The sequence below is a fragment of the Albidovulum sp. genome (assembly GCF_041919395.1).
Taxonomy (GTDB): domain Bacteria; phylum Pseudomonadota; class Alphaproteobacteria; order Rhodobacterales; family Rhodobacteraceae; genus Albidovulum.
Map to the genome: position 1 here is coordinate 1 of NZ_JAYRTX010000069.1, position 18,554 is coordinate 18,554.

General features: G+C 65.6%; 18 protein-coding genes and 1 other RNA gene. 8 read left to right on the top strand and 11 right to left on the bottom strand.

Features of this window, described 5'->3' with window-relative positions:
- The 6 genes from ACMUOO_RS11985 to ACMUOO_RS12010 all read right to left on the bottom strand — a co-directional run.
- On the bottom strand, window positions 1-413 hold a 413-nt coding region (locus ACMUOO_RS11985; RefSeq protein WP_413855351.1), incomplete at its 3' end, for an enoyl-CoA hydratase-related protein.
- Entirely contained in the window at window positions 403-1,221 is an 819-nt protein-coding gene (locus tag ACMUOO_RS11990; RefSeq protein WP_301917660.1) for an ABC transporter permease, read from the bottom strand. The genes ACMUOO_RS11985 and ACMUOO_RS11990, both read right to left, overlap by 11 nt.
- An 8-nt stretch (window positions 1,222-1,229) precedes the next feature.
- Window positions 1,230-2,147 (bottom strand): ABC transporter permease, encoded by a 918-nt coding sequence (locus tag ACMUOO_RS11995; RefSeq protein WP_301917661.1) that lies wholly within the window; start codon window positions 2,145-2,147, stop codon window positions 1,230-1,232.
- 2 nt (window positions 2,148-2,149) lie between these two features.
- The gene (locus ACMUOO_RS12000; RefSeq protein ID WP_301917662.1) at window positions 2,150-3,250 is read right to left on the bottom strand and encodes an ABC transporter ATP-binding protein; all 1,101 of its coding nucleotides are present in this window, start codon (window positions 3,248-3,250) and stop codon (window positions 2,150-2,152) included.
- Window positions 3,251-3,391: 141 nt separating this feature from the next.
- The gene (locus ACMUOO_RS12005; RefSeq protein ID WP_413855354.1) at window positions 3,392-4,426 is read right to left on the bottom strand and encodes an ABC transporter substrate-binding protein; all 1,035 of its coding nucleotides are present in this window, start codon (window positions 4,424-4,426) and stop codon (window positions 3,392-3,394) included.
- A gap of 152 nt (window positions 4,427-4,578) precedes the next feature.
- Window positions 4,579-5,595 carry an NAD(P)H-dependent flavin oxidoreductase gene (locus ACMUOO_RS12010; RefSeq protein ID WP_301917664.1) on the bottom strand — a complete coding sequence of 339 codons (1,017 nt, stop codon included), beginning with the start codon at window positions 5,593-5,595 and terminating at the stop codon, window positions 4,579-4,581.
- A 220-nt stretch (window positions 5,596-5,815) separates the two neighbouring features.
- Here ACMUOO_RS12010 and ACMUOO_RS12015 point away from each other — a divergent pair, with 220 nt between their 5' ends.
- Window positions 5,816-6,757: an MFS transporter gene (locus tag ACMUOO_RS12015; protein WP_301917665.1), complete on the top strand. Its 942-nt coding sequence runs from the start codon at window positions 5,816-5,818 to the stop codon at window positions 6,755-6,757.
- Window positions 6,754-7,659, top strand: a complete 906-nt coding sequence (locus ACMUOO_RS12020) for a DMT family transporter (protein ID WP_301917666.1) — start codon at window positions 6,754-6,756, stop codon at window positions 7,657-7,659. Before ACMUOO_RS12015 ends, ACMUOO_RS12020 begins: the two co-directional genes overlap by 4 nt.
- A 307-nt stretch (window positions 7,660-7,966) precedes the next feature.
- Here the strand turns inward: ACMUOO_RS12020 and ACMUOO_RS12025 are convergent, their stop codons facing one another.
- Window positions 7,967-8,455 carry a protein phosphatase gene (locus ACMUOO_RS12025; protein ID WP_301917667.1) on the bottom strand — a complete coding sequence of 163 codons (489 nt, stop codon included), beginning with the start codon at window positions 8,453-8,455 and terminating at the stop codon, window positions 7,967-7,969.
- 26 nt (window positions 8,456-8,481) lie between these two features.
- On the bottom strand, window positions 8,482-9,354 hold the full coding sequence (locus ACMUOO_RS12030) for an alpha/beta fold hydrolase (protein ID WP_301917668.1): 873 nt from the start codon (window positions 9,352-9,354) through the stop codon (window positions 8,482-8,484).
- Between the two features lie 199 nt (window positions 9,355-9,553).
- Here ACMUOO_RS12030 and ffs point away from each other — a divergent pair.
- The 4 genes from ffs (at window position 9,554) to ACMUOO_RS12050 (ending at window position 11,797) form a co-directional block, all read left to right on the top strand.
- Window positions 9,554-9,652, top strand: an RNA gene (gene ffs / locus ACMUOO_RS12035) — signal recognition particle sRNA small type.
- Window positions 9,653-9,954: 302 nt separating this feature from the next.
- On the top strand, window positions 9,955-10,236 hold the full coding sequence (locus tag ACMUOO_RS12040; RefSeq protein ID WP_301917669.1) for a hypothetical protein: 282 nt from the start codon (window positions 9,955-9,957) through the stop codon (window positions 10,234-10,236).
- Window positions 10,224-11,138: a molybdopterin-dependent oxidoreductase gene (locus tag ACMUOO_RS12045; protein ID WP_413855358.1), complete on the top strand. Its 915-nt coding sequence runs from the start codon at window positions 10,224-10,226 to the stop codon at window positions 11,136-11,138. Before ACMUOO_RS12040 ends, ACMUOO_RS12045 begins: the two co-directional genes overlap by 13 nt.
- A 17-nt stretch (window positions 11,139-11,155) precedes the next feature.
- Window positions 11,156-11,797 (top strand): MFS transporter, encoded by a 642-nt coding sequence (locus tag ACMUOO_RS12050; protein ID WP_301917671.1) that lies wholly within the window; start codon window positions 11,156-11,158, stop codon window positions 11,795-11,797.
- Window positions 11,798-11,905: 108 nt separating this feature from the next.
- Here ACMUOO_RS12050 and ACMUOO_RS12055 read toward each other — a convergent pair whose 3' ends face one another.
- The 3 genes from ACMUOO_RS12055 to ACMUOO_RS12065 all read right to left on the bottom strand — a co-directional run bounded on the left by ACMUOO_RS12055 (window position 11,906) and on the right by ACMUOO_RS12065 (window position 16,620).
- Window positions 11,906-12,850, bottom strand: a complete 945-nt coding sequence (locus tag ACMUOO_RS12055; protein WP_301917672.1) for a MaoC family dehydratase N-terminal domain-containing protein — start codon at window positions 12,848-12,850, stop codon at window positions 11,906-11,908.
- Window position 12,851: 1 nt separating this feature from the next.
- Window positions 12,852-14,939 (bottom strand): acetate--CoA ligase family protein, encoded by a 2,088-nt coding sequence (locus ACMUOO_RS12060; protein WP_413855360.1) that lies wholly within the window; start codon window positions 14,937-14,939, stop codon window positions 12,852-12,854.
- Window positions 14,940-15,048: 109 nt separating this feature from the next.
- Complete coding sequence (locus tag ACMUOO_RS12065; RefSeq protein ID WP_301917674.1) at window positions 15,049-16,620, bottom strand: ABC transporter substrate-binding protein; 1,572 nt, start codon at window positions 16,618-16,620, stop codon at window positions 15,049-15,051.
- A 129-nt stretch (window positions 16,621-16,749) separates the two neighbouring features.
- On the opposite strand from ACMUOO_RS12065, the gene ACMUOO_RS12070 reads away from it, so the two are divergent.
- Window positions 16,750-17,643 (top strand): LysR family transcriptional regulator, encoded by an 894-nt coding sequence (locus tag ACMUOO_RS12070; protein ID WP_301917675.1) that lies wholly within the window; start codon window positions 16,750-16,752, stop codon window positions 17,641-17,643.
- An 84-nt stretch (window positions 17,644-17,727) separates the two neighbouring features.
- On the top strand, window positions 17,728-18,554 hold an 827-nt coding region (locus tag ACMUOO_RS12075), incomplete at its 3' end, for an alpha/beta hydrolase (protein WP_413855363.1).

The following is an 18,554-nucleotide window of genomic DNA, read 5'->3' on the forward strand; positions in this document are numbered from 1 at the left end:
TGCAGGAACGTCTCCTCTGCCATCACGAGGATGTCGCAGGCCAGCGCCAGTTCCAGCCCGCCGCCGATCGCAGGCGCGTTGATCGCGGCGATCAGCGGCTTTTTCAGGGCCCAGAGCGTGGTAATGCCGCCGAAGCCGCCGGTTTCAGCCCCCACCCCACGTTCGCCATCGGGGGCGGAAGTCGATTCCTGAAAATCCAGTCCCGCCGAGAATGCCTTGTCGCTCCCGCTCGAAAGGATGCCGACGCGGAGGTCCGGTTGATCCTGAAGATACAGCGCGGCCCGTTCCATCGCGCGACTGAAGCGGCGGCATATGGCATTCACCTTGGGCTTGATCATGCGGATTTCCAGCACGGTGCCGTCGCGGTGAAGCTCCACTAGGCCGGCAAGGTCGCGGTTCAGCTCATCCAGCATTGCGACCACTCCTCGCCCGGACCCGGCTGGCATAGAGATGCAGCAACAGCGGGGGCACCGAGGTAAAGATCAGCATGAGCGTCGAGACGGCCGCCAACGTTGGGTCGACGTCATCTCGCAGCGTTGCGAAGGTCACGCGCGAAAGCGTGGACATCGGCCCCGAGGCCACCATCAGCGAGATGATGAGTTCGTCGAAGGAGACGAGGAACGACAGCAGCATCGACGTTGCCACGGAGAGCTTCACCTGCGGCAGCGTCACCGTCAGGAAAGCCTTGAAGCGGTTGGCCCCTAGGCTGCGCGCGACCATTTCCTGGCTCATGTCGAACGAACTGAAGCCGGCACTCATCGTCAGCATGACGAATGGCAACGCCACGACCGAATGGCCGAGCACCAGACCGGCGGTCGTGTTCAAGAGACCACCGATCCGGGCATATACAAAGAAAATCCCCACCCCGATGAGAATCGACGGAACCGCAAGCGGCGAGATCAGCGTGGCGCGGATGGTCTCGGAAAGGCGGAAGCTGGACTGGTGGAGCGCGTAGGACGCGGCAACGCCGGCGAGCGTCGTCACGACCATCGTGAGCGTGGCCACGCGCAACGATACCCAGAGGGAGCCGATCCACTTCTGTTCGCCGAAGAACGCCTCATACCAGCGCAGCGACCAGCCGCGAGGAGGGAAGGTCATCGCCGTGGTCGAGCTGAACGACACCGGAATGACGATCAGCATCGGCACCACCAGGTAGAAGATGACCAGCCCGACGAAGATATAGAGCCAGAGCCGGTCGCGGTGGGAAACGTAGGACTCCATTTGCCCCCCTACCTGCCTGCCGCCAGCCAGCGGACGAGCTTCAGGCTGATGAACAGGCAAACCGCCGTCATCAGAAGCAGTAGCACCGCGAGTGCCGCCGCCGGTCCCCAGGTCGGATAGAGCGAGATCGATTCCTCGATACGCTGCGCGATCATCTTGATCTTTCCGCCGCCGAGGATCGCCGGCGTGATGTAGAAGCCCAGGCACATCACGAAGACCATGATCATTCCCGCAACCAGCCCGGGCATCGACAGCGGCAGGAATATCCGGAAGAACGCATGAGTGGGCGATGACCCGAGGTTCGCACCGGCACGCATGAGGTTGCCGTCGATCGCTTTCATCGAGGCGTAGAGCGGAAGGATCAGGAACGGCACCATGATGTGCACCATCCCGATCACCGTCCCGGTCATGTTGTGGACAAGCGGGATCGGCTTGTCGATGACGCCGAGCCAGACCAGGGACTTGTTCACGATCCCGTTGCGTTGAAGGATGATGAGCCACGAGAATGTCCGCACCAGCCCCGAGGTCCAGAACGGAACCAGCACGGCCAGCATGAGGACGCCCGACCAGGAAGGAGGCAGGATCGCCAGCAGATACGCGACGGGATAGCCGAGAAGCACGCAGATGATCGTCACGACGAAGGCGATCATGAAGGTCTTGAGAAACATCTCGACATAGACCTGCTCGGAAAAGAAGAGCGCATAATTCTCGAGGCTCAGACCGCCATCGCCCCCGACGACGGAAAGCGACAGGAGCCAGAGGATCGGACAGACCATCAGCACGAAGACCACGAGGAGCGCCGGCAGTGTCAGGTTGATCCGCATCCGCGTCTCGGCGCGGCGGTCACGCTCCAGCGCACGCCGGTTCGCTTCGAACTCGGCTTGTCCGATCGGGCCCGGCGCGGGGAAGGAGGTGACGTCGGCCATGCTCAGCCCTCCGCTCGCACGACACGGGCGTCGGCCCGTTCGAGTTTCAGGGCCACGCGATCGCCCGCCTGTGGGAGCTGGCGCAGGTTTTCGGAACGGTTCGCCATGCGGACCGAAACCTTGTGCCCACCGTCCAGCATGACCTCGAAAAGGAGGCTCTCCCCCTGAAAGACGACCGTGTTCACCTGACCCGCGAAGACGTTCGTATCCCCGCCGGCCCCGGTCGCACCGTCGGCGGGGACAAGCCGCAGACGTTCCGGCCGCAGCATCAGCAGCGTTTCGCCTGCGGCCTGTTTCACATCGTCGGCAAGGTGGATGACCTGCTCGCCATAGGCGGCCCCTTCCGGAGTGTGTCGGAGCGGGAGGAATGTCGATTCACCGATGAACTCGGCAATGAAGCGGCTTTCGGGCTTTTCGTATAGCTCCGTCGGCGTTCCGATCTGTGCCAGCCGTCCGTTCGAGAAGACGGCTATCCGGTCCGACATGGTCAGCGCCTCGCGCTGGTCATGGGTGACGGAGATCGTCGTCATGCCGAGGCGGTCGTGCAACTGGCGGATTTCGATCTGCATCGTTTCGCGCAGGTGCTTGTCGAGCGCCGAGAGCGGTTCATCCATCAAGAGGATCCGCGGCTCGAATACGATCGCGCGAGCGAGGGCGATGCGCTGCCTCTGTCCGCCGGACAACTCGTTGATCCGGCGCGCCCCGTAGCCGCCAAGCTGCACCATGTCGAGCGCCTTGCGCGTGCGATCCTCGATCTCCGAGCGAGCGAACTTCCGCAGTCGCAGCGGATAGGCCACGTTCTCCCCCACGGTCATGTGGGGAAACAGAGCATAGTTCTGGAAGACCATCCCGATGTTGCGCTTGTGCGGCGGCAGATGGACGATCTCCTGGTCGGCAATGCGGATCGACCCCCGCGTCGGTCGGCTGAATCCGGCGATCATCATCAGGAGGGTCGTCTTTCCGGACCCCGACGGGCCCAGCAGCGTCAAAAGCTCGCCCGGCCGGATATCGAAGCTGACATCTTCGACCGCGCGAACATTTCCGAAGTGCTTCGAGAGCATCTGGACCTGAACCGGCAGGGCTGAAGTCTTTCGTTCGGTCATCGGAACAGTCCGTTGTTGGGCGCATCAGGCTCGCACGGCTCGGCATACGGGCCTGGCGGGCAGCCCGCACCGGGCCGAGAGGCAGACGGCAGTGGCGGGATGCCCGACGTTGCGTCGCGCATCCCTTCGAGGGGCAGCCGGTCACTGCTGCAGCATCACCGCATCCCACTTGGTCTGAGCGTCGGTCACATGCTCGGCCCAATAGGCCATGTCGGTGACCAGTTGCTTGGCGAGGTTGTCGGTGCTGGTGACGACCTTCGCCGCCTTTTCGGGAGAGATCAGCCCCTGCTTGAAGGCGTCCTGATTCATCGGGCCATAGGGGATGAAGTCGGGAAGGTTGGCCTGGTATTTCGGATCGAGCAGATGGTTGACAAGCCGCATCGCACCTTCCGGGTTGGGCGAGCCCTTCGGCACCACGAGGCATTCCACGTCGAGAACGGCGTCGTTCAGCGTATAGGCGTAGGGCGCACCTTCCTTGATCGCCGCCTCGATCCGGGCTGCCCAGATCGTGAGCATGTCCACCTCTTCCGCAGTCGCGAGTTGGGTTGCCTGCGCGCCGGACGACCAACTCACCGTGATGTTGGGCTTGAAATCGGCCCATTTCTTCATCGAACGGTCCATGTCGATCGGATAGACCTGATCCTTCGGCACGCCGTCGGCCATCAGAGCGATTTCCATGTTCGTGGACGGATAGCCGCCACCGATGGCGCGGGTGCCCGGAAACTTCTCGACATCGAAGAAATCCGCCCAGTTCTGCGGCGGGTTGTCGCCGTAGACGCTGGTGTTGTAGGCCAGAACGGTCGAATAGGCTGTGAAGCCGATCCAGTACTCGTTCCGCAGGTTCTCCGGGATCCCGGCCGCGTTCGGAATCTTGGAATAGTCCAGCGGTTCGAGGAGGCCCTCCTTCGCGGCGGTGTCGCAGTAGCCGCCGTAGAGTTCGACCACGTCCAGATCGTTCGCGTTGGCCTTGACCTTCGTGCGCACGTCACGGATGCCGCCTGACAGGACAAAGTCGACCACGGTCATGCCTTGCTCGGCCGGCAGGTGATCGAGGATGGCCTTGCGCACCCCCTCCTGATAGGCGCCGCCGTAGGACGCATAGCTCACGGTTTCCTCCGCCATGGCCGGGAAGGCCAGGGCACAGGCCGTCATTGACAGAATTGCGCGCAGTCTCATTTTGACTCCTCCCATTTTCGGCAAATCCTGTTTGCCGTAACGTTCCGCCGGATATGCCTTCTGGACGCCCCGTCCGGCCCTGCCTGGTTCGTCCCGCCTCGCAGGGCGGCGCCTCCTCCGCGCCGCCTTGCGGCTTTCCGTTTCGCCTGCGATCAGGCGTTGAATGCCCTCATGCCCGCCTGCATCGCCTCCCGGCACTCCGCAACCATGCGCTCCAAGAGTTCGGCGCAGGTCGGTATGTCGTCCATGAGGCCCATCACCTGACTCGCCCAGACGAGGCCCGCATCGACATCGCCACTTTCGAGCGCGGCCTTTCCGCGTGCGCCCGCGACCAAGGGCCTGATATCCTCGAACGTGGCGCCCCCCGGGCGGTTCTCGATCGCCACGACATCGTCGGAGACGCTGTTCTTCAGTACGCGGCCGGTATTGCGAAGGGTGCGGAAGATCAGGTTCGTGTCGCGTTCCGTCGCCGCGATGATCGCGCGCTTGATATTGTCGTGGATCGGGGCCTCGCGGGTCGCGCAGAACCGCGTGCCCATGTTTACGCCTTCGGCGCCGAGCATCAGGGCCGCTGCCATGCCTCGGCCGCTGCCGATGCCGCCGGATGCGATCAAGGGGATCTTCACGGCCCTTGCCGCAGCGGCAAAGAGCACAAGGCCGCCAACGTCGTCTTCGCCGGGATGGCCCGCGGCCTCGAACCCGTCGATTGAGATCGCGTCGACCCCCGCCCGTTCGGCCGACAAAGCGTGGCGCACGGCGGTACACTTGTGGACGATCAACGCGCCAAAAGCCTTCGCCTTGGCGATAAACTCCTTCGGACTGCGCCCTGCCGTTTCGATCACCCTTATTCCGCTTTCGAGCGCGGCATCCAGAAAGTCTTCGTAGGGCGGCGGGTTCGTCGCAGGAAGGATTGTCAGGTTCACACCGAAGGGCCTGTCCGTCATCTCACGGCATCGGGCGATTTCGGCGCGCAGCCCCTCCGGATCGGGTTGGGTGAGCGCGGTGAGGATACCAAGTCCGCCGGCATTCGACACGGCCGATGCAAGCTCCGCACGCCCGACCCACTGCATGCCGCCCTGGATGATCGGATAGCGGATAGCCAGAAGCTCCGTCACCCGAGTCCGCATCCCCATCCCCCAGAATCGTCTGCTGAACCTGAAAATAGCCATGAGGGCTCCGAACGCAATTGAAAAGTTGGCCGGACGTCCAGTCTTTTATTGAAGCGCGTCAGAATTGCTGGACGCACGTCCAATTCGCCGGTAGCGTCAGCGCGGACATGAGAAGATTTCCGATGGAAGCCGTGCTTTCATCTGGGGACCGGGACCGCCGGCACCGGAGCATTTCTCTGCGCGGTGACATCACGTCGGATCGCAATGCCTGGAGGGCATCTTGACCGCATGGGCCCAGGCAGCGCCCGAAAAGACAAACGGTGCATCCGCCTGGGTGCGGCTCTTCTGGGCAATGGTGATCGGAACTCTGTGCACTGCCTGCAACTGGACCATGGTGGCGCTCATGCCGGCTATCCAGGCCGAGTTCGACCTGACACGCACGGAGTCTTCGTATCCCTATGTTGCGACCATGCTCGGGCTCTTGGTCGGCAATCCGCTACTCGGGCGATTTGGCGACCGGGCCGGGATCACCGCGGTCCTTATCGTGGCGAGTGTTGTCAGCTGCCCGCGCTACATCGCTGCGGGCACGGCCGCCGGCTTCGGTGCTCTCCTTGTCGCACAAGTGGCGATCGGCGTCGGCACGGCGGCCGCGCTTGGCCCCCGTACCGCAGACATGTCACACTGTTTCGTGCGGCGCCGGGGACTCGCGGTGGCCATGGTGTCCGGCTCCACGTATCTTTCGGGTGCGGTATCGACCACCGCCATCCCGAACATCCTGCACTTCGGTGACTGGCGCCTCGTCGCCGGGATGCTGATGGACCGGATCGGCGCAATACGGGTCCTGCTCGCGGCGTCCACTCTTCCGATGCCGGCCTTGGCGCTTTGCATGCCCTTGGACGAAGTGGTCTCGTTTGCCGTCGTCAGCCTGGTCTTCGGGATTGCGCAGGGTGGAATTATCTCGTCTTATCAGATCCTTGTCCGCAGCTATCTGCCCGCCCGTGTAGCTGGTACCGCCATTGGCGCAGTCTCGATGGCCACACTCTTAGGAATGACTTTCGACGGCTGGCTGGCGGGATGGATCTACGGCCACAGACGGACCTATTTCCTTGCCTTCATGAGCGGAATCGCATGGAACCTGGTCAATCTGCTCCTCACCGGTGTCATCTTTTTTCGCCTTCGGAGGGCAGGCCATGCGAGCGGTTGGCGGCCGATGGCACAATGACCGAAACCTCTTCCACGCGCGGATCCGAGACGGCGACCCGAGGACAACCGGCGCGAAAGCTGTCCCGGTCAATCACCGCGATCATCATGATCTGCCTCAGTTCGCTGTGCTTCACGCTCAACGACACGGTCACCAAATTCCTGATCGAAAGCTACGACGTCACCATCATCATCTTTGTGCGGAGCGTACTGGCAATGCCGCTCCTGGCAGTCATGGCGATCGTGCTCGGCCGCGACCGGGTCCGCTGGTCATCCGCCTTCTGGCTCTACGCTCTCCGCGGCGCGCTGGGACTCCTGGCCGCATACATGTACATTCGCGCCCTGAAGTATCTCAGCGTCGCCGAAGCCACGGTGATCGTCTTTGCATCCCCGTTCCTGGTGACGGTGGGCTCGGTCATCGTGTTCAAGGAGCGCCCCGGATGGCGGACCTGGGCCGCTGTCCTGATAAGCTTCGCGGGCGTCGTCATCGCCATTCAGCCCGGCGCGTCGACATTTCAGCCCGCTTCCTTGCTGATTCTCGCTTGTGCCGTCCTCTATGCGGCAATCTCGCTGACTTCGCGGTGGCTTCCGGGCGAGGACAACCTCTGGACGGTCAGCATCTTCGGCGCAGCCTTCGCTGCCGTCTACATCGTCCCGTTCACGGCCGGCCACTGGACCGCGCTGAACCTGAGCGACCTGTTCCTGTTTTGCGCCGCCGCCCTCTGCTCCAGCTTCGGGATCGGACTGGGTTCACTCGCCTATCGTTCCGCGCCCGCGTCCGACCTCGCTCCGTTTGGTTACACCGGTCTGCTGTGGTCCACGGGCGTCACCTGGGTCGTCTGGGGTGCTATACCCGGCACCTGGACCTTGATAGGCGCTGCCGTGGTGGCAAGCAGCAGCATCTTCTATCTGGTTTCCAGGTGACAGGCCCCTGGTGCGGCTTCTGACGACATGACCGGCCCCGAGGGTATCGGTGGGCCGGTATGGGTCCGCGCAGATGATGCTCTCGACTGTGCGGCAGGGTAGCGCCGCTCCCCCGAGAGGTCACGGCTTGATCGGGATGCCGGCCACACCGCCAACCCGGCGCGAAATTCCACGGCTCTCAGCGCCCATACCCGATACAGAAAAGAAGGGCGTGAAATCCAACCCGCGTGTCCGGCGTTCGGAACGCGACACCTCGCTTCGCCCGCGATTTTCGCCAGACACCCGGAGGGGAAGCCCCGGCGTGGAGTCATGCCCCCTTTGCCGCCCAGCGCCTCTGGGGCTCGGTCTCCACGGCGCAGGGGCGCACGCCCCGCAGCCGCAGGAGCGCCGCATCCGGCGCCTCGCCCGACGCCACCATCAGCCGCATCACCGCCATTCCCGACCGCCCGCAGCCGCCCCGGCAGTGGAAAAGCACGCCTGCGCCGGCGGCGAGGTGCTCCAGCGCCATGTTCGACACCGTGCGCCAATCCAACATCAGAGCAACGCTCTCCGCCGCGAAATCGGGCACCGGCAGGTGGCACCAGGCGATGCCCTCGCGCGCCAGGTCTCCGGGCAGTCCCGCAGCGCCTGCGTCGACCATCTCCGGTTCGGTCGCCAGCGTCACCACCATCGCCGGGCGCCATGCGAGGATCCTGGCAAGGTCCGCGCCATAGCCGCCCGCGGCACCCGGCATCGGGCAAAGCGCGACCCGCCCGCCGCCAAGCGCCAGTTCCGAAATCGCAAACTCGCGCGTCATGCCAGCCCCTGCCGCTGCCTCCGCCCTCACGCGATCATCAGAGGCCAGAGCTCCGCGTTGGCGCGGTGAAAGACCCCCATATGCCCGATCTTCCGCACCCCAACCTCATCCGGATGCAAGACGAGCTGGCGCTTCACTGCCTCGGGGAAGTGGCGCATCAACCGCCAGACGGCCGCCGGTGGCACCACGGGATCGTCGGCCATGGCGACGAACTTCATCGGCGCGGTGAAGGCCCGCCAGTCCGGCACCGGCAGCCGGCCGCCGGCGTCGTTCAGGTGGTAGCCGCGCGACAGGCACCAGCGCCGCCACTGCCAGTAGACGCCCGCCGGCAGGTCGGCGCCAAAGCCGGAAAGCCGCCCCGGCAGAAAGCCGAGCGCGCGGGTCATGACCGGCCCGTGGCCCTGCCAGAAGAGCCGTGCCAGAGCCTGATAGGGCCAGGGATGGTCGGAGACATGGACAACGCCCGATCCGACCACGATAGCACGCGCCACACGCTCGAACCCGGACTGGAAGGGCAGCATCGCACCGCCGATGGAATGGCCGATGATCCAGATGGGCAGGTCGGGGAACAGCGCCTCCAGGAAAGCGCGCGCCGCCATCTGGTCGACGACGCCCCAGTCGGTCATCGTCGCGTCCGAGAGGCGCGGGCGCCCGCTGCCCGAGGTGCCGAAGTCGCGGTAGTCGTAGGTCAGGCAGGCGATACCGCGCTCCTCGGCGAGCCATCGGGCGAAGTCGCCGTAAAAGCCCTGCGGCACGCCCACCGCGCCGTTCAGCACGACGGCGGCGATGGGAGATTCGGCGCGGTGGAGACATCCGGAAAGGCTGCGGTGTCCCGACCGGATCGCCACCTCGCGGGGAACGGAAGTTGGGCCACGCAAGCCCCTTGTGTGAATCGTCATGTCCTATGCCTCGGATGTAAATGGGCGACGTATGAAAATCGGGTTGCGCGGCCGCAGTCCGCCGACGCTGTCCGATGAGGCATCTAGCACGATTTGACCGGGCGGTCGAGCATGCACCCTCGTCCTCGGCTGAGTTCCTCCCACCGCGTCCGCCCGCTCCGGGCTTGCGCGCCCCCCTCGGCAGGATTATATCCGACCCCGAGAGGTTGGCGCGGGCGAGCGCCTCGCCAACCCGGTCAGGTCCGGAAGGAAGCAGCCGTAACGAGCCCCGCTTGGGTCGTTGTCCAGCCTCTCACCTTTTCCCCTCAGAACGCCTGCGTTTCCTTTTTTTCACCTTCATATGAAGGTTTTTTGCTACCTGCGGTGCTAAAGAAATCGCCACAACGGAGATGGTGGAAAGGCATGAAATACGTCCGGCATGTTCACGCCAACTGGATCGTCCGGATTGTCGTCCCTGAACACCTTCGGGCTCTCATCGGGCAGCGAAAGCTGGTTCATGTCGGACTGCCGCAATAGGCAAAACCCCGCGAGAAGACGACGATTGGCATCATCGGTTCGCTCCTCGCAAGGATCGACGAAGCGCAGGAAGTTTTGGATTGAATGGGCGAAGCCGGCCGGCCCACCCTGTCCAGTGCCGCCAAGGAGCACTACGTTGCCGAACTTCTCTCGGACGATATGGAGCGATCGGCCGGGATCGGTGCTCAGACTGGCGACTTCTTGCGGAGCGGCCGCTCTGCCTACGCGAAGAAGTTGCGTCTGCTGGTCGCTGGCAAGATCGAAGATCGCGAGGCCGAGTCACTGATCGGACACGCTGCCGATGCGCTGATTGCCAAAGATCGCCCACGATCTGGGACGATGCGCTGGATCTCGTGGCGCGGGTAACCGCACGGGTGATCGACAAGGAGAACGACGACGACCTCTTCGTCTCGATGTTCGACCACGGCGGTTCGGCGGGCGGCTACGAGAACATCTGGGACACAGGCAAGCTCTATTTCGGCTCGATGAAGGTGAAGCACTGCCGCATCCACAACCGCCCGGCCTACAACGCCAAGGTCCAATCCAGCCGAGATATGGGCGTGGATGAACTGAACTACGGCTACGGCGACTACGAGGTGACCGACACCAACTTCCTCGTTGGCGCGAACCCGATCGAGACGCAGACGAACCTCTTTCTCAACCACATGATGCCGGGGATGCGGAACGGCGCGCGCGTGCTGGTCGTCGATCCGCGCCGGACCGTCACGATCAACGCCTGCGAGGAGGTCGCGGGGGCGGAGAACGTCCCGCAACTGCAGATCAACTCGGGCACGGACCTCGCGCTCTTCAACGCACTCTTCACCCATATCTCCGACCAGGGCTGGGTGGACGCGGACTTCATCGCCAAGTCCACCTTCGTAGACGGCATCGCTGTAAGCGAGGACGAGGCGCACCCGGCGAACCTCGGTTCGTTCGAGGCCGCGCGCGAGGCTTGTCGGATCTCCACGGCAGAGGCAGCCGAAATATCCGGCGTAGCCGAGGCCGACATCGTCAAGGCGGCAGAGTGGATCGCCAGGCCGAAGGACGACGGCTCGCGGCGCAATTACGTGACTGCGTTTGAAAAGGGCATCATCTGGGTCAACGACAACTACCGCACCATCGGTGCGCTGCTGAACATCGCCTTGGCGACCGGCAATCCGGACGCGAAGGCGGCGGCGGCTGTCGTCTGGGCGGCCACCAGGAAGGCTACTACCGCCCGTCGGATGCCCATGTCGGCCGCCCTGCCCCCTACATTGACCAGCTCCTGATCGCTGGGCGCGGCAAGGTGCATCACATCTGGGCAAACGACCACTGCAAGACGACGCTGAACGCCTCGGCCTTCAAGCGGGAATACAACCGCCGGAGTTCCGCGAACTCGAGGACGGCCATCACGTTCCGCAGATGCCCGTCCGGGCTTCTCGGTTCGTTCCGCAAGGAGGTCCTGATCTCGCTCGGCGCGACCTGCCTCAACGCTGTGGGGCTCAGTCTGATCCTGAGCAACATGACGACCTATCTCATCTCCACGATCGGGGTGGACGAATCGCAGCCCTTCCTCGCCAACAGCCTGTCGCAGGCGTTCTACATCGGGCTGATCTCCCTGACGGGCGCGCTTTGCGACCGGTTCGGCCGCAAGACCGTTCCGGTCACCGCGTCGATCCTGTTCATGGGCCTGAACGTGCCGCTGCTTTCGCTCCGCGTCGGCGCCTCGCCGGCCGAGATCATCGCAATCCAGCTGGCCTTCGGCGCGCTCCTGACCTTCAATGATGGCACGTTTCCGGGGTTCCTTTCGGAAGTCTTCCCGACGAAGGTGCGCTACAGCGACTTTGCCTTCAGCTTCAATTCGGCCCATGCACGCTTCGGCGGAACGAAGCCCTTCGTCGCGCCCTTGCTGATAGGGGCGACCGGAAGCAAGGGCGCCCCGGGATGATATCTGGTTGCGGCGGCAGCGGTTGCGCTCGTGGCGCTCCTTGCCAGACGTGAAACCTCCCGCCGTCGGCTTGTGGACTGAGCCCGGCCGGTCACGGGGACGTGCCGGTCACGTTGCTTCGGGCCTTAGGAAGACTGCAGAGGCACGCACCACCGGCTCGCCCTCGCGCAGGCAGTCGAGGGCAAGCTCGACGGTCGGGCCGTCTGCCCCTTCGCCAAAACCGGTAATGCTCCCCCGATAGGTGAGCGCATCGCCGGGCCAAACTGTCGTCAAGAACCGGGCGCGGAAGGCACGGGCATTTTCCGGCGCCAGCCAGTGCGCGGCATAGGCGCCAAGCACGCCCGCGTGATGCATCCCGACCGAGATGAAGTCGGCCATCCCATGCGCTTGGGCGGCCAGCGTGTCGTGATGACCAGGCGAATCCTCGCCCGAGGCGCACTGGTAGCGGATCATGTCGGTCAGCGTCAGCGCCGGCATCTCGACCGGGCCGGGGCCGTCGCCCACCGACAGCGCGCCAGCGGCGGGCCTGACGGCATCAAGCTGGTTCCGTTTCTCGCCCGCGTGCAGCCAGGGTCGGCGCTTCGGCCCGCCGCACGCCCCGCCGCTTGTCGCTCCCCGGTGCTCGGGCCGGATCGAGGTCGGCATCCAGCGGGCAACCAGACGCCCCGTCGCATCGCGGAAATCCGTCCGCATCACGAAGAACTCTAGCCGCCCGCCAGCGCGGCCGGCCTTGAAGTAGTGGTCTGCAACCTCCGTCGACGCCGTCAGCACGTCGCCAACCCGCGGCGGCGGCCCGAAAAACTCGAAAGACTGTTCTCCGTCGGTCGTGCCTCGGCAGTCGACTCCGGCCAGCGCAGATCCTTCCGGGGCGCGTTCGAGGATGTATCCCCAGTGGTATCCCGCCATCACGAGGAAGGTCGGCGGCACCACCGCCCGAGGGTCGTCGAGCCACGCCGGATGCGTTGAGTAGAGCGAGCGCACGAATAGACGAATCGCGCCCCATTCGATCGGCACACGATAATCCGGGCCGCGTAGACCCTTGATCGTGTCCACGTCAGGCCCCTGTCTCGATCAGCGCATCGACCGCGATCACCCGGCCGTCTTGCGTTACGATAACCGGATTCAGGTCCAGCGCGGCGAGCGTCGCCCGGTTGGCGAGGGCATAGTCGGCGATTGTCCAGGCGATGTCGGCGATGCGCCCGCGGATCGCGGGATCGAGACCCGCCGTCACTCCAAGACCCGCCAGCGCCCGGTCGATCGCGCCGCGCGCGGCGGGCAGCAGCAGCGCCACGGCCTTGTCCCCCGTCTCGACATCGACCCCGCCCCGCCCGAGGATCAGCGCGTGACCGTAGATCCGGCTCGACTTGATGCCGAGGATCAGTTCCGCCTCCGCAGCCGTCACCATCTCCTCGACCAGATAGCCGTCGGGCGTGATGCCCGCGTCCGCGAACCGGGCCGCCATCGCGGCAAGCGCCGCCTCCACCGCTGCGGCGTCGGATAGGCCGACTGCGACTGCACCGAACCTGTTCTTGTGGGGCACGTTGGACGAAACCCCCTTCAGCACCACCGGGAAGCCGATCGCCCGGGCCGCCGCCGCAACCCCGTCCGCGGCGACGAAACGCCGCTTCGGAAACCTCACCCCCGCGATTTCAAGCAATGTCTTCGACCGTTCCTCGTTGACGATGCGTGTGGCGCCGAAGGCTGGCGCCGGAGGCAGGATCGACAGGTCCTCCCGCGGAACGCCGCGGCGCGCACCGTGGCGGACGGCGGCGGCGATGGCTGCCACCGCATCGTCCAGCCCCTGAAGCGCGGCTATTCCGGCCTCGCGGCAGAGCCGGTGCACATGGCGTGACAGCTCGTCGGGCATCGTGGCGACGATGGCTGCCGGCGTGCCGGTCTCGTGCGCGGCCCGGATCCAGGCGCGAAGCGTTGGGTTGCCGTCCTCGGTGTCTCCGCCGTCGGTGTTCATGACGCCGATGTCGTAGCCATCCAGCAGCATCGTGCGGAAGCACTCGTGGAGCGCGGGTTCGTTCTCCATCGAGAGCACGTCCATGCCGGTGTAATAGGCGTTGTGGTCCAAGGGATTCGACACATGCGCGAATTCCGGCAGTTGCGGGCGCAACCGTGACGCGACCCGCGCCGAGACGGCCGGCAACGCGAGTCCATGGTCGAAGGCGGCATCGGCAAAGAGCGCACGTGCTGCACCGCTTGCCGTCAGCACCGCCATCCGGTTGCCCTTCAGCCCGTCACCCCAGGCGCTTAGCGCCTTCAGGGTCTCGAGCAGCTGCGGAAGGGTCCGAACCCGGGTGAAGCCGAGCCGGTCGCAGAGCGCGTCGAACAGATCGTCGTCGCCGGCCAGCGCGCCGGTATGCGTCAGCGCCATTTCCGCGCCAAGCGCGCTGCGGCCGCTTTTCAGCACGACCACCGGCAGGTTCCGCCCGCGGGTGACTGCGGCCGCGTCGGCCACTGCAGCGACGTCGCCCGGGCCTTCCATGAAGATGCCGATGGCGGTGACGCGCGGGTCCTCGCCCAGCACCGCCAGCCAGTCCGCCACGTCGAGCAGTACCTGGTTTCCGGTAGAGGCGATGACCGCAGGCGCAAGCCCGCGCCGGTCGCGCACGAAGGCATAGGCAATGCCGCCCGACTGCGAGATGATGGCGGGCCCGCGTTCCACCGGCTGCGGATCGTGGTCGTCCATCGGCCACAACGCCAGCCGGTCTAGCCGGTTCAGGAGACCGTTGGAGTTGGGCCCCGCCACCGCAAGGTCTCCGGCGGCGGCGACAAGGTCCGCCTGCAAACGCGTGCCCTCCTCGCCCATCTCGCCGAAGCCGGCGGCGAAGCACACCGCGCCCCCGGCCCCGCGCGCGGACAGCGTGCGCACGGCCTCCACAGTCAGCTTGCGGTTGATGCTGAGGAACGCGGCGTCCGGCGCGTCAGGCAGGTCGGCGATCGTCGGCACGCAGGCGATGCCGCCGATTTCCCGCTGGAACGGGTTCACGACCTGGATATCGCCGTCGAAGCCCGCCTTGCGCAGCATAGCGACGGACGGCGCCAGCGTCCGTCCGCCGACAAGGGCGACGGAGCGCGGTTTCAGCAGGCGCCGCAGGTTGGCCCTGCGCGCCTGTCTTGCACGAGTGTCCATGACCCTGCGGCCTCCGGGCAATGCCGCCCCCGCCGGCGAAGGCCGGCCCGGGGTGCCTGTTATCAGGAACGCGCGGTCCGGCACCGTCGCCGGACCGCGGCGTCATGCATCAGGCGAACCACCAGCGTTCGCCGCACTTGGAACCGTCAAGCTCGGACATCGAACTGATCTTCTCGCCGTGCTGCACCTCGGCGCGCCGCACCGACACGTAGTTGGCATACATCGGAACGATCACGCCGCCATCGTCCGAGACGAGCTGCTGCATGTCGACATAGATCTGCCGCCGCTTGCCATCGTCGAGTTCGGCGCGGGCGGCAAGCAGCAGCTTGTCGAATTCGGGGTTCTTCCAGTGCGTGTCGTTCCACGGCGCGTCAGAGGCGTAGACCTGGGTGAACATCCAGTCCTCGGTCGGCCGACCCTGCCAAAAGCAGGTGACGAACGGCTTCACCGTCCACACGTTTGACCAGTATCCATCGTTCGGTTCGCGCACAACGTTAACGGTGATTCCGGCCTTGGCGGCCTGTTCTGCATAGAGGATCGCCGTATCGACCGCGCCCTGGAAGGCGGCATCGGCGGCGTGCAGGTCGACGGTCAGGCCCTCCATCCCGGCCTTCTTCAGATGGAATTTCGCCTGTTCCGGATCGTAGGGCCGCTGCGGAAGGTCCGCCGCGAAGTAACGGTTCGCCGGCGCTATCGGGTGGTCGTTGCCGATCTGGCCGTGGCCAAAGAGGATCTTCTGGACCAGTTCCTCGCGGTTGATGGCGAGTTTCAGCGCCAGGCGCACGTCGACATTGTCGAACGGCGCGACATCGGTGAACATCGGCAGGGTGAAGTGCTGCGTGCCGGTGACTTCGTCGATGATCAGGTCCGGCCGGCCCTGCAGGCGACCCACCGTCGAGATGTCGGCGCGGCTGATCACGTCGACTTCGCCGGTCATCACCGCGTTCATGCGTGCCGCGACATCGTCGATCGCGATGATCTCGACCTCGTCGAACCAGGCAGCATTGCTTTTCCAGTAGTCCGCCCGCCGTGCCAGGAGCGCCCGCGCTCCCACGGCGTATTCGGCAACCGTGTAACCGCCGGTGCCGATCCGCTGTTCCCAGTCGACCTTGCCGCCGTCCCCTGCCGGGCCGATGACGAGGTGATAGTCCGCGAGAAGATAGGGGAAGTCGGCGTTGGCCGCGTCAAGCGTCACCACGACGGTATCGCCTTCCACGGCGATGTCGGTGATCGCCGAAACGATCGGCTTGGCCGCCGATTTCGATTCTTCTCCGCGATGGTGATCGAGCGATGCGACGACATCGGCCGGCGCAAGGGTCCGACCGTTCGAGAAGGTGACGCCCTGACGGATCTTGAACCGCCACACCTTGCCGCCGTCCGCCGGCTCGACGCTTTCGGCGAGTTCGGGCGTCAGCGTCCCGTCGGGCGCGATCTCGACGAGGTTGTTGTAGACGCAGCCGTATCCGCCCAGCCCCATGATGGCGCTGAGGCCCCAGCTCGCCGGATCCCAGCTTTCCGAGGCGTTCGCGCCTGCGGCGCCGATCCGCAGGCGGCCGCCGCGCTTGGGCTCGGCGGCGCGGGCCAGTGACCCGGCCGAGGCAAGGACGGCACCCGCGCCTGCCGCCACCGCGAACTGGCCGAACCGCCGCCGCGAGATACTTCCGAACATGTCAGTTTTCATGTCTACCTCCCATGTTCCGCCCTGTGCGTCCGGCGCCGGCATGGCGGTTGGGTCGAGCAGAGCACAAGCTTGCCATTCCCACAAATACGAGGTTTCATCCATGATATACGTCGGGGATATGGATGGGCAATGCTGGGCCTGCGCGAGATCGAGGCTTTTCGCGTCGCCATGACCAGCGGCTCCTTCTCCGCGGCCGCGCGGCTTCTCAACACATCGCAGCCCAACGTGACGCGCCTCATCGTCAACATGGAGCGGAAACTCGGTTATCCGCTGTTTCTCAGGCGCAGCCGCGGCGTGACGCCGACAGCGGAGGCCGAAATCCTCTATGGCGAGGTCGAACGGTCCTTCCAGGGCCTCGGCGCGATCTCCCGCGTAGCCGAGGAGATCGGCCAGTTCCGCAACGCCCACCTGTCGATCGGCGCGCTTCCGGCGATGCTGCTGGAGATCGTGCCGCAGGCGCTGGCCGAATGGCAAGGGCACCACGGCGATCTGTCGTTCACGGTGGAGCCGCGGGAGTCCGAGCGGATCATCCACTGGGTCCGCGCCCGCCGGTTCGACCTCGGGCTGGCCAGCCCCATCCTCGATACCGGCGACATCGACACCGTCGCACGCCGGCGGTTGCCCTATGTGGCGATGGCTGCCCCTGGCACCGGACTGATCGGCGGCTGCACCGGTCCGATAGACCTCGCCACGCTCGCCACCCTGCCGCTGATCGTGCCGAGCATCCCCTATTTCCTTGCCATCTGTTCTGACCCCGACCTGCGCACCGTCATTCGCCAATCGGCCCGGATGGATGCGTTCGGATCGCAGACGGCGGCGCAGATGGCGATGGAAGGCGTGGGCATCGCGTTGGCCGATCCGTTCACGGCCCGGTATTTCCGGCGCCGCTTCGGCGCGGTCGTTCAGCCCGTCGAACGCGCCCCCTGCTACGAGATCGCGTTGTTCGCGCCACGCCATCCGGTCCATGCGCGCGTCGCGATCCGGTTCGGCGAGATGCTGAGCCGGGCCATCGCCGCGGTGTGATGCCGCGTCTTGGCGGCACGCCCGGTTGCGGGCAATATCGCGCACCGGGGCGCGTCCCGGCGCCAGCCAGCAAGGGGCATTCGCATGACCGCCATCACCGCCAACGGCATCACGATCGAGGTCGAACGGCACGGGCCGCCGTCTGCCGTGCCGCTTCTTCTCGTTCGCGGCCTCGGCTCGCAGCTCATCCACTGGCCCGCCGCGCTGATCGACGGTTTCGTGCGCAACGGCTTCCACGTCATAACCCACGACAACCGCGATGCCGGCCTGTCGCAGAAGTTCGGCGCCGCCGGCCGCCCCGATATCGCGGCGATGCAGGCGAAGCTCGCCGCCGGGCAGCCGGTGTCGGCGCCCTATCGGATCGAGGACATGGCCGCCGACGGGATCGGCGTGCTTGACGCGCTGGGAATCGCCGCCGCGCATGTCCTCGGCATCTCGATGGGCGGGATGATCGTGCAGCAGATGGCGCTCGACCATCCCGGCCGGCTGCTCAGCGCAATCATCGTCATGTCGTCCTCCGGCGCGCCCGGCCTGCCGCCCGCCACGCCCGAGGCCGAGGCGATGCTGCTGGCAGAGCCCGACGACCCCTCCGACCGCGCCTCCGTCATCGCCCATACGCTGCGCGGCGATCGCATCTGGGGCAGCCCGGGCTTTCCATTCGACGATGAGGAAAGACGCGCGCTGATCGGCCGCGCCTATGATCGCTGCCACTGCCCCGAAGGGGTCACGAGGCAATATGCCGCCGTGCTCGCCGGGCGCGGTCGCCGCTTTGCCCGGCTCGGCGAGATCGAGGTGCCTGCGCTGGTCATCCACGGCACAGAAGACACGCTGCTGCCGCTCGCGCACGGCCGCGACATCGCCGCCCGCATTACGGGCTCGGAGATGATCGAGGTCGCCGGAATGGGCCACGA